Origin of the sequence: Azonexus sp. (assembly GCF_030824335.1) — a bacterium.
In the GTDB taxonomy this organism is placed as follows: domain Bacteria; phylum Pseudomonadota; class Gammaproteobacteria; order Burkholderiales; family Rhodocyclaceae; genus Azonexus.
This window is the reverse complement of sequence record NZ_JAVBXX010000007.1, coordinates 304,687-317,318: the sequence shown is the minus strand read 5'-3', so window position 1 is coordinate 317,318 and position 12,632 is coordinate 304,687. Positions and strand designations below refer to the sequence as shown.

The 12,632-nt window shown below is 58.5% G+C and carries 15 protein-coding genes; 10 read left to right on the top strand and 5 right to left on the bottom strand.

All coding sequences use genetic code 11. The annotated features are described in order from the left end of the window. The first annotated feature begins 10 nt into the window (after positions 1 to 10). From RCI20_RS05385 to RCI20_RS05375, 3 genes are read left to right on the top strand one after another with little or no spacing between them, the layout of a single operon-like run. The gene (locus RCI20_RS05385; RefSeq protein WP_306603538.1) at positions 11 to 454 is read left to right on the top strand and encodes a FecR family protein; all 444 of its coding nucleotides are present in this window, start codon (positions 11 to 13) and stop codon (positions 452 to 454) included. Between the two features lie 3 nt (positions 455 to 457). Next, complete coding sequence (locus RCI20_RS05380) at positions 458 to 1,048, top strand: OmpA family protein (protein WP_306603537.1); 591 nt, start codon at positions 458 to 460, stop codon at positions 1,046 to 1,048. A 51-nt stretch (positions 1,049 to 1,099) separates the two neighbouring features. Then, positions 1,100 to 4,096 (top strand): HD domain-containing phosphohydrolase, encoded by a 2,997-nt coding sequence (locus RCI20_RS05375; RefSeq protein WP_306603536.1) that lies wholly within the window; start codon positions 1,100 to 1,102, stop codon positions 4,094 to 4,096. Between the two features lie 32 nt (positions 4,097 to 4,128). Here RCI20_RS05375 and RCI20_RS05370 read toward each other — a convergent pair whose 3' ends face one another. Next, positions 4,129 to 5,427, bottom strand: a complete 1,299-nt coding sequence (locus RCI20_RS05370; RefSeq protein WP_306603535.1) for an ATP-binding protein — start codon at positions 5,425 to 5,427, stop codon at positions 4,129 to 4,131. Continuing rightward, a complete protein-coding gene (ompR, locus tag RCI20_RS05365) occupies positions 5,427 to 6,155 on the bottom strand; it encodes a two-component system response regulator OmpR (RefSeq protein WP_306603534.1) in 729 nt (242 codons plus the stop codon). Before ompR ends, RCI20_RS05370 begins: the two co-directional genes overlap by 1 nt. Positions 6,156 to 6,172: 17 nt before the next feature. On the opposite strand from ompR, the gene RCI20_RS05360 reads away from it, so the two are divergent. From RCI20_RS05360 to RCI20_RS05345, 4 genes are read left to right on the top strand one after another with little or no spacing between them, the layout of a single operon-like run. Further along, positions 6,173 to 6,628 carry a hypothetical protein gene (locus RCI20_RS05360; protein WP_306603533.1) on the top strand — a complete coding sequence of 152 codons (456 nt, stop codon included), beginning with the start codon at positions 6,173 to 6,175 and terminating at the stop codon, positions 6,626 to 6,628. Between the two features lie 48 nt (positions 6,629 to 6,676). Next, complete coding sequence (gene tsaB / locus RCI20_RS05355) at positions 6,677 to 7,369, top strand: tRNA (adenosine(37)-N6)-threonylcarbamoyltransferase complex dimerization subunit type 1 TsaB (protein ID WP_306603532.1); 693 nt, start codon at positions 6,677 to 6,679, stop codon at positions 7,367 to 7,369. After that, entirely contained in the window at positions 7,366 to 7,839 is a 474-nt protein-coding gene (gene rimI, locus RCI20_RS05350) for a ribosomal protein S18-alanine N-acetyltransferase (RefSeq protein ID WP_306603531.1), read from the top strand. The genes tsaB and rimI overlap by 4 nt, the downstream gene beginning before the upstream one ends. Next, positions 7,836 to 8,648, top strand: a complete 813-nt coding sequence (locus RCI20_RS05345; protein WP_306603530.1) for a uracil-DNA glycosylase family protein — start codon at positions 7,836 to 7,838, stop codon at positions 8,646 to 8,648. The genes rimI and RCI20_RS05345 overlap by 4 nt, the downstream gene beginning before the upstream one ends. Here the strand turns inward: RCI20_RS05345 and RCI20_RS05340 are convergent. Next, positions 8,645 to 9,259: a trimeric intracellular cation channel family protein gene (locus RCI20_RS05340; protein ID WP_306603529.1), complete on the bottom strand. Its 615-nt coding sequence runs from the start codon at positions 9,257 to 9,259 to the stop codon at positions 8,645 to 8,647. The genes RCI20_RS05345 and RCI20_RS05340 overlap by 4 nt on opposite strands. A 7-nt stretch (positions 9,260 to 9,266) precedes the next feature. Continuing rightward, positions 9,267 to 9,716, bottom strand: a complete 450-nt coding sequence (smpB, locus tag RCI20_RS05335) for an SsrA-binding protein SmpB (protein ID WP_306603528.1) — start codon at positions 9,714 to 9,716, stop codon at positions 9,267 to 9,269. 60 nt (positions 9,717 to 9,776) lie between these two features. Between smpB and RCI20_RS05330 the strand changes: the two genes are divergently transcribed. Next, positions 9,777 to 10,223, top strand: a complete 447-nt coding sequence (locus RCI20_RS05330; RefSeq protein ID WP_306603527.1) for a type II toxin-antitoxin system RatA family toxin — start codon at positions 9,777 to 9,779, stop codon at positions 10,221 to 10,223. Further along, complete coding sequence (locus tag RCI20_RS05325; RefSeq protein WP_306603526.1) at positions 10,213 to 10,542, top strand: RnfH family protein; 330 nt, start codon at positions 10,213 to 10,215, stop codon at positions 10,540 to 10,542. The genes RCI20_RS05330 and RCI20_RS05325 overlap by 11 nt, the downstream gene beginning before the upstream one ends. A gap of 12 nt (positions 10,543 to 10,554) precedes the next feature. Here RCI20_RS05325 and RCI20_RS05320 read toward each other — a convergent pair whose 3' ends face one another. Beyond that, on the bottom strand, positions 10,555 to 11,067 hold the full coding sequence (locus RCI20_RS05320; RefSeq protein WP_306603525.1) for a DUF4124 domain-containing protein: 513 nt from the start codon (positions 11,065 to 11,067) through the stop codon (positions 10,555 to 10,557). 56 nt (positions 11,068 to 11,123) lie between these two features. Here RCI20_RS05320 and guaB point away from each other — a divergent pair, with 56 nt between their 5' ends. Continuing rightward, on the top strand, positions 11,124 to 12,587 hold the full coding sequence (guaB, locus tag RCI20_RS05315; RefSeq protein WP_306603524.1) for an IMP dehydrogenase: 1,464 nt from the start codon (positions 11,124 to 11,126) through the stop codon (positions 12,585 to 12,587). Positions 12,588 to 12,632: the final 45 nt, after the last annotated feature.

The following is a 12,632-nucleotide window of genomic DNA, read 5'->3' as shown; positions in this document are numbered from 1 at the left end:
ACAGGAGGACATGATGACAATGAATCGCACACTATTTGCCTTGGCGCTGTTGCTGCCGCTGGGGGTGCAGGCTGAATCCCAAGCCATCGGTTTCGTCAAGAATGTGGCCGGTGAGGCATCGGTTTCAAGTGCTGGAAACGTGGCAAAGGCCGATGTCGGCACGCCGATCTTTACCGGCTCCATACTGAAGACCGGCTCGGGCGGCAGCATGGGGGTGACCTTCCGTGACGAAACGGTGATGTCCTTCGGCCCGAATACCGAACTGACGGTTGATGAATACCTTTATGCCCCCGGCCAGGGCAAGTTGAAGCTGGGCAGCAAGTTGAGCAAAGGCAGCATGAATTACGTGTCCGGCGTGATTGCCAAACTGCAACCCGATGCGGTTTCGGTCAAGACACCGACCGGCACGATTGGTGTGCGCGGCACGAATTTTCTGGTCAAGGTTGAGGAGTGAGCCATGAGCATGATCCGCAAGGCGTTGATGGTGGGGTTTCTCGGCATGCTGCTCACCGGTTGCGCCAGCAAATCCTATGTGGTGTTGCTCGACAATCCGGATGGTTCGACCGGCAAGATTGTCGTACGCGGCGAGAAGGGCGAGCAGCTGATTGACAAGTCCATGCATGGCGCAGCGCTCGATGGATCTCAGCAACCGGCGGCCATCGAAGAAAGCCGGATTCGCCAGGATTTTGGCGCAGCCATGGCGGCGCGTCCGCAATTGCCCGAGCGCTTCCTGCTGTATTTTGAACTGGGCGGGGCAACCCTGACGGCAGAGTCACAGGCATTGCTGGCACAAATCATTCGCAATGCGGCAAGTCGTCCTGCAGTCGACGTATCCATCATCGGCCACACCGATACCAGCGGGAATGCCGAGCAGAACAGTGCCCTGGCATTGAAACGGGCGCAGTCAGTTGCCGAATTGATGCAACAACAGGGGCTGAAGGCACATGCCCTGATCGTTGAATCGCATGGCGAACGTAATCTTTTGATCCAGACGCCGGACGAGACACCGGAACCTCGTAACCGGCGGGTCGAGATTTCGTTGCGCTGATGGTTTAACGGGGATTTTCCCCGCCTGAAACCTCCTGCAGGAGGGCGTGTCATGCCAGTCAAATTGAATATCCGTTTTCAGCATTGGGCTCTGGGTTCAACCTTTTTGCTAGTCTCGCTGCTTTCGGCGGCAGTCTTGCTGACGGTTTTCCAGACTTTTCGCGACATGGCTGAAACGGGGGCGTCGGGGCGATTTTCGCTGATTGCCAGCCAGGCCCGGTCCGAACTGGATTCAATCATCCAGCAGAGCAGCCGTTTCGTCATGGCACAGGCAGGGGCGGAAGCCGAGCAGTTTGTGGTCGCCGGACGAATCAATCAACGCGACATGGTGTCGACCTTTGTCGGGTCGCTGGAAGCCAACCCACAAATTTATTCGCATTTCTTCGGCCTGGCGAACGATGAGTTTCTGCAAGTCATCGCGGTACGCGCCAATCCCAAGGTAATCGCAGCCCTGGAGGCGCCGGCCGAAACGGTATTTGCCGTGCGCCGGATCGTTCAAGGTGCTGACGGTGTACGCCGTGAGTCATGGCAATTTCTCGATGCCAGGCGTGCCGTGTTGGGGCAGCGCGAGCAGGCTGCGCGCTTTGTGCCGACCAGTCGTCCCTGGTTTGCCGGGGCGACCGAGCGGCAGGGGCTGATGGTTACCACGCCTTATCTGTTTTCCTCCAATGATGAACTCGGGATAACGGTGGCGGCCCCCTTGCCAGCCGGCGCCGGTGTTGTGGCAAGCGACATCAGCCTGGCGTCCTTGCAGACTTTTGTTGAAGGTTTGCCAATTTCCGAAAACGGGGCAATTGCGGTGCAGGACAGCGCCGGGCAGATACTGGCATTTCACGGCCATGGAGGCCGTTATGCAGGGGTGAAGCTGGCGCCACTGACACCGGCCGAGCGCATCGACAATCCGAATTTGCAACCCTTGCGGCAAACAATTTCCGATGAGGCGTCGCGGATCGTTGAGTTGAACAGCGGGACAGGGCTGGAGAAAGTCGTCCTGACCCGCATGGTTTCCCAAGCCATCGGGGGAACGCGCTTCAGTGTGGTGGTGCTGGCGCCGCTCAGTGATTTTCTGGGGGCATTTGCCGAGGCAAAAAGCAACGTCATCCAGATTACCTTGATCCTGTTGCTCTTCCTGATTCCTTTGGCTTACATCGGATCACGTCGGGTCGTACTGGCGCTGACATCGCTGGCCAAGGATTCGGAACGCCTGAAACATCTGGATTTCTCAGTCAAATCGCAGGCGCCGCAAACGTTTTTGTACGAAATCAATGCGCTTGGCGAAGCTCAGGGGGTAATGCAGACAGCCATTGAACAGCGAACAGGGGAGTTGGCGATTGCGCAGGAAAAACTGGCCAGTCTTGTTGAGTACGGTATTTCCCTGTCGCGTGAGCAAGACCGCACTGCCTTGTTGAAGCATATTCTGGTTGGGGCAAAGCACATTGCCCATTGCGCCGCTGCCACGCTGTTCCTGAAAACAGAACGCGATACGCTGGCTTTTGCTCATCGGACCCATGACGACGAACTGCCCGCATTTGAAATTCCGTTGTATCAGGCAGATGGTTCCGAAAACGACAAATACGTCGTTTGCCACGCCGCCTTGCGGAATGAAACGGTGGTCATTGACGATGTCTACGCCGAAACCCGCTTTGATCTTTCCGGCACCAAGCGCTTCAGCGAAGAAAGTGGATTTCGTACGATTTCGTTGTTGACCGTACCACTCAGCCCGCGTGAGGGGGAGGTGATTGGACTGATCCAGTTGCTCAATGCACAGGATCCGCATACCGGCGAGATCATTCCTTTTCCCCCGGATATTCTTGGTTTCATTGAAGCTTTGGCGGCGCAGTCCGCGATTGCACTGGAGAACCAGAACCTGCTTGAGGCGCAAAAGGTGCTGATGGATGCGCTGATCAAGCTGGTTGCAGGTGCCATCGATGCAAAAAGTGCCTATACCGGCGGACATTGCGAGCGCGTGCCTGAATTGGCAATGATGCTGCTCCGCGAAGCGGATGCGCAGGATCATGGCCCGCTCGCGGATTTTAATTTTTCCACTGAGGATGAATGGCGGGAGTTTCGTATCGGTGCCTGGCTGCATGATTGCGGCAAGGTCACGACGCCTGAATATGTCGTAGACAAGGCAACCAAACTGGAAACCATTTACAACCGTATCCACGAAGTGCGGATGCGTTTCGAGGTTTTATTGCGCGATGCCGAAATCGATCGATTGCGCGCTATTCACGAGCGGGGAGAGGCGCATGCAGCGGCCGATGCCCGGTTTGCCGAGCGCAAGGCTCACCTGCTGGACGATTTTGCATTTCTTGCTGAATCCAACATGGGTGGCGAATTCATGGCACCGGAACGGATCGCCCGTGTGCGACGCATTGCTGAAGAAACCTGGCTGCGTCACTTCGACGATCGCTTAGGGCTGTCGCAGGATGAACTTCGCCGACGTTCCGGTGAGCTGGAAGAAACCTTGCCGGTGCAGGAGAATTTACTGACGGACAAGCCTTGGCATGTCGTGGCACGCGAAGGCAGCAGTCAGGCCTACGCCTCCGAAAACGGCTGGAAAGTCAGCGTGCCGAAAGACCTGTACAACTTTGGTGAGGTATATAACCTGATCATTGCCAAGGGAACGTTGACCGAAGAAGAGCGTTTCAAGATCAATGAGCACATCATCCAGAGCATCCTGATGCTCGAACGCCTGCCTTTGCCCAAGCAACTGCGCCGCGTCCCGGAATATGCCGGTACGCATCACGAGACGATGATCGGGACTGGTTATCCACGCAAGCTGCGGGCTGAGGATTTGTCGATTCCGTCACGGATCATGGCAATTGCCGATATTTTCGAAGCATTGACCGCTTCCGACCGGCCATATAAACCGATGAAGACCTTGTCCGAGTCGATCAAGATCTTGTCTTTCTTCAAAAAGGATCGGCACATCGATCCCGTTCTTTTCGATCTGTTCCTGACCTCCGGGGTTTATCGGGAATATGCCGCGCGTTACCTGAAGCCTGAGCAGATCGACGAAGTCGATATCAGCCAATTTATCGGCTGAGACGACGCTGCATCATGCCGCCTCGGTAAGGCTCAGCCCGACTCGATTATCAGTCGGGCGAGTAACCCAGTGGGCTGGTTTACCAGCAGTTCAAGCCGGCCGTTGTGCAAACGGGCGATACGGTCAACGATGGCCAGCCCGAGACCGGTTCCGGTGGCGTTGGTGCGGGCCGATTCCAGACGGGTAAACGGGCGCTTCATGCTTTCCGTTTCATGCGCCGGAATGCCGGGGCCGTGATCGACAATTTCGATGTGGATTTCGTGGTCGACCGCAAGCGCGCGCAGCAGAACGGCGCCACCGCCGTATTTCCAGGCGTTGTCGAGCAGGTTGCCGACGGCGCGGCTGATCGCCTTGGGGCGCAATATTGCGGTCGACACGCCGTCGAGATCAATTTCCAGCGGCCGGCCGATGGCCAGTTGGCGTTCTCCTATCGTGGACAGCAGGGCCGCCAGATCGGTGGGCACCGGCATTTCTCCGGATTCGGTCCGGGCATAATCCATGAATTGGGAAATGACCGCTTCCATCTGCTCGATGTCGGCGACGATGCTCTGACGGGCCGCTTCGTCGGAAACGCTCATTTCGGCTTCCAGGCGCAAACGGGTGAGTGGTGTGCGCAAATCGTGCGAAATACCGGCCAGGACTTCCGAGCGATCCTGCTCGTGGCGGGCCAGGTCACTGGCCATGGCGTTGAAGGCGCTGGCCAGCGCCCGGATTTCTTCGGCGCCGTCCTCGGGTAGCGGCTCCGGTATCTGCCCGCGGCCGACCGCCTGTGCTGAGCCGGCCATGGCCTTGAGCGGCCGGCTGATCATCGAGGCAATCAACCAGGCAACCAGCAAAGCCAGCCCAACGGCCAATGCAGCCCAGCTTAACCAGCGCGAAGCCAGACTGCGCTTGACCTTTTCTCTCGGCAGAACAAGCCAGAATTCGTCGTCGTCGCGTTCATTGAGGCGGAAACTGACCCAGAATCCGGGCTCGCCATTGACCTCTATGGCGATGCGGGTAGCCGGGCCCAACTGGGCGACGATAGCCTCGCTCAGCAAGGCTTGAAAGCGGGAGTCCGGCATGGCCAGGATCTCGTCCTGGGGTTCGGCGGGGAGCAGGCGTATGCCTTCGCGTGAGGAAAACTCGGCAAACAAGCCCGGGCGCTTGTCCGGTGCGGCAGCAAAAAGCGAGGCCCGGATCAGGTTGACCGCAGAAGTTGCCATGTTGGCCGATTCGCGGGCGCGTGGCTCGATATCGATGTGGCGCAGCAAGCTGAGCCAGCCTGCCGTACTGAGCAGCACCAGCAAGGCAAGCAGCAGGAAGGTGCGAGCCAGCAGCGAACGCGGCATCAGTTTTCCCGCGGCGTACCATCGGGCATGAAGACGTAGCCAAAGCCCCAGACCGTTTGCAGGTAGCGCGGCTGGGACGGGTCGGCTTCGATCAGCTTGCGTAGCCGGGAAACCTGGACGTCGATGGCGCGGTCGAACGGCCCCTGTTCGCGGCCACGGGCCAAGGTCATCAGCTTGTCGCGCGACAAGGGCTGGCGCGGGTGCTGGAGCAGCACCTTGAGTACGGCAAACTCACCGGTGGTCAACGGGAGTGTTTCGTCGCCGCGTTTCAGGGTTCGGGCCGAAAAATCGACTTCGATGCTGCCGAAACGCGTGTTTTCCGGGAGGTCTTCCGGCGTGCCCGGTGGCGTGTTGCCCTGGCGGCGCAGCACGGCGTGGATGCGGGCCAGCAACTCGCGCGGATTGAACGGCTTCGGGAGGTAATCGTCAGCGCCCATTTCCAATCCGACAATGCGATCTACCTCGTCTCCCTTGGCGGTCAGCATGATCACCGGTGTGCGGTCGCCCTGGCCGCGCAGACGGCGACAGATCGACAAACCGTCTTCGCCCGGCAGCATCAGGTCGAGCACGATCAGGTGATAGTGTTCGCGGCTGCGTACTTTGTCCATTTGCATGGCATCTCCGACGGCCTTGACGGCAAACCCTTGTTCGCCGAGGTAGCGGCTCAACAGGTCACGCAGGCGGGCGTCGTCATCGACGACAAGAATGTGCTGGTTGGTATCGTTCATGCGGCAAGGATAGCTGCTTGTCAGGAGAAGAATTGCGCCCAATCGTAACAAATGATCTCGGCGCGGTTCCAGGAAACATTCGATTACAACTATGGCGCCACAACTTGCCGACGCCACCGGAGAATGGTCAGGCCATCAATCCGGATAAAATACCTCACACCATGAATATCCGAACTTCGTCCTCGCTGCTTTTGCTCATGCTGTCTTTGTCAGCGGGCAGCGCGTGGTCGGATGAGCGCTGGCGCGAATTGGCCCCCGAGGAGCGGCGCGAAATGCGCCAGCAAATGCGTGAACATTGGCAACGGGAAAACACCGGCCCGCAGCGTTTGTACAATAGTGACAATTCACCGCACCGGAGGGATCTGTCGCCGGATGAGCGCCGCCGTTTGCGCGAAGAAATGCGTGAGCAGCAAGGGCGCGAACCGTATGGTCAGGATGAGCGGCGCAACAGAAGACACAGGCGCGATGAGTGACAGCATGGGCAGAAGCGCTGGCGAGGCTGCTCCGGTAGAATAGCGGCCATGCAGATTCTCGCCCTTGAAACCTCCACGGAAGCCGGTTCCTGCGCCTTGTGGCGCGACGGCGAATTGATCGAACGCTCTTGTCCTGCTGGCCGGTCGCATTCGGAAACCTTGTTGCCGCTGGTGCGTGAATTGCTCGCTGAGGGGGCGCTGACGATCAGCCAACTCGATGCCATTGCCTTTGGTGTCGGGCCTGGTGCATTTACCGGTTTGCGTGTGGCTTGCGGTGCAGCACAAGGCTTGGCCGTTAGCGCCGATTTGCCTTTGATCCCGATTACCAGCCTGGAGGCCATGGCTGCGGCCAGTGGCGGCAAGCAGGTTCTGGCATTGCTCGATGCGCGCATGGGTGAAGTTTATTCGGCCGCCTATGTGGCAAGCGAGGTCGGCTGGGTGGTGCAGGGCGAAATTCGCGTCGGTACGCCGGTCGACATCGATTTTTCGGCAAAAACCGCTGACTGGCTGGCCTGCGGCAATGCACTCAAGGCTTATCCGGTGCTTGCCGAGCGGGCTGCGCTGGCCGGGCTGGTCGTATTGCCGGATATTTTGCCTGATGCCAGTTGGGTAGCCCGGCTTGCCGCACCGCGCCTGGCTCGCGGAGAAGGCATGGACCCGGCCCAGGCGGTCCCGCTTTACATTCGTGACAAGGTGGCCAAGACGGTAGCTGAACGTCTGAGCGAAGGTGGCAAGGCATGAGTACCCCAGGCGTGCAACTGCCGTTGGCGGTGGAGTTTTTCCCGATGGGGGAACGCGACCTCGACGCTGTCGCTGTCCTTGAGGCAGGGTTGCAGACTTTCCCCTGGTCGCGCGGTAATTTCGCTGACTCCCTCCTGTCGGGTTACAGCGTATGGGTTGTCCGTATCGGTGGGGAACTCATCGGTTTTTCGGTTGTGATGCGCGTCCTGGATGAAGCGCATCTGCTCAACATCGGCGTGGCTGAGCGATATCAAGGCAAGGGCTACGGCGCCCGCTTGCTGCGTAATGCAATGGAATGCGCGCACCTGGCCGGTGCCTGCCGGATGTTTCTTGAGGTAAGGCCGGGTAACGCACGGGCGGTCGAGCTGTATCAGCATTTCGGCTTTCGTCAGATCGGTCTGCGCAAAGCTTATTATCCGGCGGTTGTCGGGCGTGAAGACGCGCTGGTCTTCGAGAAGGAACTCGGATGAGTCTGAGCCGCGAGCAAATGCTGGTTGAAATGGGCATTACGCCTCTCTGGGTACTGCGTGATGAGCCGCTGGAAACAGCACATGAGGCACCTGGGCACGTCCCGGCGGCATCGGAACCACTGCCCGCCAAGCTTTTGCCGGCAGAAGCAGCGCATCAGCCGGCTGGGCTCGACCTGTCTGCGGTCTCAACGTCGCCGGTCTCTACGTCGTCTATCGCAGCGGATATTTCTGCGGTCAACTCGCTTGATTGGCCGGCATTGCAACGCGCCATTCTTGAGTGCAGAGCCTGCCAGCTTTGCGAGCAACGCAAACAGGCGGTGCCGGGTGTCGGCGACCTGAATCCGGACTGGTTGTTCATTGGTGAAGGGCCGGGTGCGGAAGAAGATGTGCGCGGCGAACCGTTTGTCGGCCAGGCGGGCAAGCTGCTCGATGCCATGCTTGATTCGCTCGATATGGCGCGTGGCAACAAGGTTTACATCGCCAACGCAGTGAAGTGTCGCCCCCCCGGTAACCGTACCCCGGAGGCTGCGGAAATGGCCGCTTGCCGCCCGTGGCTCGAGCGCCAGATTGCGCTGCTCAAACCGAAAATCATCGTTCTGCTGGGGCGTGCCGCCGTACATGCCGTGCTCAAGGAAGACAAGGCGCTGGGCAGCTTGCGTGGCCAACGTCTCGAATATGCCGGCATCCCGGTTGTGGTGACCTACCACCCGGCGTATCTGCTGCGTAATCTGCCGGACAAGGCAAAGGCTTGGGAGGATTTGCTGTTTGCCCGCCGGGTATTGCGTGCGGCCAGCCAATCATTGGTTTAACGGGTTTGCCCCAGGGTGGGCAGGGTCAAGCCAAAACGCAGGGCCAGCAAGCGCAGCACGAGAATGATGCCCATCGCCGCCCAGGCTGCATTTACCGGGCTGGTGCCGAGTTCCTGCAAACCGATCAGCGATAGCGCGCCGAGCCAGGCAGCGGTGGCATACAGTTCTCCCTTCAGAAAAACACTGGGCACGTCATTGCACAGGATGTCACGCAATACACCGCCGAAAACACCGGTAATAACCCCCATCAGACTGGCAGCCAGCCAGGGGGTGTGCCATTGCAAGGCAACCTGGGTACCGATGACGGTAAATAGCGCTAGCCCCACTGCATCCGGGATCAGGAAGAGTTTTGGGGGAAGATCAATGCTGCGCACGACAAAAAATGTCAGCAGTCCGGTGCCTAGCGCAGCCATCAAGTAGGTTTGGTCGACCACCCAGAAAACGTTGCGATCGAGCAAAAGATCGCGCACCGTACCGCCGCCCAAGGCCGTTGCTACGGCTACCAGCAAGGCGCCAATCAGATCCATTTGCTTGCGCCCGGAATCGAGAACACCGGTCAGCGCACTGACGGCAACGGCAGCCATGCCGACCCAGTAGAGCAGGGCGTCCATGCTCAATTCAGCGCAACCGGTCCTTCATCGCCCGCTGGGCTTCGCGTTTGCCTTCTTTTTCCTGCTGGTCGGCGCGCTTGTCATGCTGTTTCTTCCCCTTGGCGAGGCCAATTTCCAGCTTGATCCGGCCGCGTACGAAGTGCAGGTCAATTGGCACGAGCGCGTAACCAGCCCGTTCGACCTTGCCGATCAGCTTGCTGATTTCCCGGGCGTTCAACAACAGTTTGCGGGTGCGCACCGGGTCATGGTGGTTATGGGTCGAGGCCATCGGCAGGGGGGAAATGTGCATGCCGATCAGGAACAGTTCGCCACTGCGGATGATGACGTAGGATTCCTTGATGTTCATCCGGGCAGCACGAATCGCCTTGACCTCCCAACCTTCAAGGACAATGCCGGCCTCGAACTTCTCTTCAACGAAGTAGTCATGAAAGGCTTTTTTGTTGACCGTAATGCTCATGCTGCCGCTTGATCCATTAAAATTGGCAATTCTACAGGATTACAGGAATGCTGCCGCGGCATGGCTCTGGTCGAAAAAACAGTCTTGATTGAGCATTCTGCGACGCAGATGTTTGAATTGGTGGATCGCTGCGAGGATTACCCGGCTTTCCTGCCTTGGTGTAACCGTACCGAACTGAAGTTTCGTGATGCGGCTAAAACTGTCGCCACGCTGCATATCAATTATCACGCGGTGAAATCCAGCTTCACGACGGAAAACGACAAACAGTTTCCGACGCTGATGAACATTCGCCTGGTCGATGGGCCTTTTCGTCGTCTCGAAGGTTCATGGCACTTTCGCCCGCTGGCAGAAAATGCCTGCAAGATCGAATTTCGCCTGCATTACGAGTTTTCCAGCAAGTTGTTTGAGAAGGTGATCGGTCCGGTGTTCAGCCATATTGCCAACACCTTCGTCGATGCCTTTGTGCGCCGGGCCGCACAGGTTTATGGAGCCAGCCATGGCGGATGATTTGATTGCCGTTGAAGTCTGTTACCCCTTGCCGGACAAGCAGGAACAAATCCGGATCCAGTTGCCTGCAGGCAGTTCCCTTCAGCAGGCACTGGAAACGTCAGGTTTGCTGACGAAATACCCGGAAATCGATCTCAAGAAAAACAAGTTCGGCATCTGGAACAAGTTGTCGAAACCGGATGCCGTGCTGCGAGACTTCGACCGCGTCGAGATTTATCGGCCGCTGATTGCCGATCCGAAGGAGGTCCGCAAACAGCGTGCGGCCGAGGGCAAGGTCATGAAAAAAGGCGCCGGTGATACCGACGCCGTCGAAGGCTGAATCCGGGGATTCCTATTTGCAGGCTTCCTGCATGATGCGGAGCATGCGTTCCCGTTCCTGTTGCCGTTGGTTGTCGTCCAGCAGCTGGCGCTCTCCCTTGTCGTTGAACTGGGCAATAGGCTGGTTGGATTCAATGGCGTTCAGATTGCGCTTGGCCTGTTCACAAGCATCTTTGCGCTCTTTGGCGAACGAGGCATCTTGAGCTTCCTTGCTGGCCTTGTCCCGCGCCTCCTGTTGCCGCTTTTTGAAATCGGCTTCTTTTTCAGCCATTGTTTTTGGTGCATCCGCCGCTTTGGGCGCATCGGCAGCCTTGTCCGTTGTCGTTTCGTCCGATTTTCCAACGACCACACTGGGTTGGCGCACCCCAATCGAGCGCGCGTCTTTCATGCTTGCCGGTGGCGGTTTGTCGGAAATCACGATTTTTCCGCTGGCATCCTTCCAGCGATAGGTTTGGGCATGGGCCGGCATGACGGTTGCGGTCAACACGGCTGCAATAGCAAAAATCAGGGCTTTGTTCATGGTCATCGGGCTTTGCGAAGGATTTCTGTATAATACGATTTTGTGACTTTGGATCAAAGGCAATGCGACTTTTGCAAAAAGCCCTGACATTCGACGACGTACTGCTCGTCCCCGCGCATTCGGAAGTTCTTCCCCGCGACGTCAGCCTCGCCACGCGACTGACCAGAAACATTACCCTGAACCTGCCCCTGCTGTCTGCCGCCATGGATACCGTGACGGAAGGTCGTCTGGCCATCGCGCTGGCGCAAGAGGGGGGTATCGGCATCATCCACAAGAATCTCTCCGCTCGTGCCCAGGCCGCCGAAGTGGCCAAGGTCAAACGTTTCGAGTCCGGCATCCTGCGCGATCCGTTCACGGTAACGCCGAACATGACCGTTCGCGATGTCATCGAGATCACCCGCCAGCACCGCATTTCCGGTCTGCCGGTGATCGACAAGTCGGGCAAGGTGGTCGGTATCGTGACCAATCGCGACCTGCGTTTCGAGACCAATCTCGACCAGCCAGTCAAATCGATCATGACGCCGCGCAAGCGACTGGTGACGGTCAACGAAGAAGCCAGCGTCGAGGATGCCAAGGAACTGATCCGCCTTCATCGACTGGAGCGTGTGCTGGTCGTTGATGCTGAATTCCATCTGCGCGGCCTGATCACCGTCAAGGATATTCTGAAGTCTACCGAACATCCGCTGGCCAACAAGGATGCCACCGGGCGTTTGCGTGCCGGTGCGGCGGTCGGTGTCGGTGCTGGCACCGAAGAGCGCGTTGAGCTGCTGGCCGAAGCCGGTGTGGATGTGGTTGTCGTCGACACGGCACACGGTCACTCGCAGGGCGTGCTTGATCGTGTCAAGTGGGTCAAGCGCAACTACCCGCAGATTGAAGTCATTGGTGGCAACATCGCTACGGCCGATGCGGCGCGTGCCCTGCTCGACATGGGGGCCGACGGTGTCAAGGTCGGTATCGGTCCTGGCTCGATCTGCACCACGCGCATCGTTGCCGGTGTTGGGGTGCCACAGATCACCGCCATCCAGAATGTTTCCGAAGCGCTCAAGGGCACCGGCGTGCCGATGATTGCCGATGGCGGTATCCGCTACTCCGGCGACATCGCCAAGGCGATTGCTGCCGGGGCTGATACGGTCATGCTGGGCGGCCTGTTCGCCGGCACGGAGGAAGCGCCTGGCGAGGTCGAACTGTTCCAGGGCCGTTCCTACAAGTCTTACCGCGGCATGGGTTCGCTGGGGGCAATGCAGGCCGGTTCTTCTGACCGCTACTTCCAGGAAGCCACCGCCAATGTCGACAAGTTTGTCCCTGAAGGCATCGAAGGCCGTGTGCCGTACAAGGGCTCGGTGCTCGCCGTGATTCATCAGTTAATGGGTGGCCTGCGTTCGTCGATGGGTTACCTCGGTACGCCGAGCATCGCCGACATGCATGCAAATGCATGTTTCGTCGAAATTACCTCGGCCGGCATCCGCGAATCCCACGTCCACGACGTGCAGATCACCAAGGAAGCGCCGAACTATCACCTCGACTGATCGTTCCTGTGTCCAGAAGGGCGGCTAATTCAGCCGCCTTTTTCA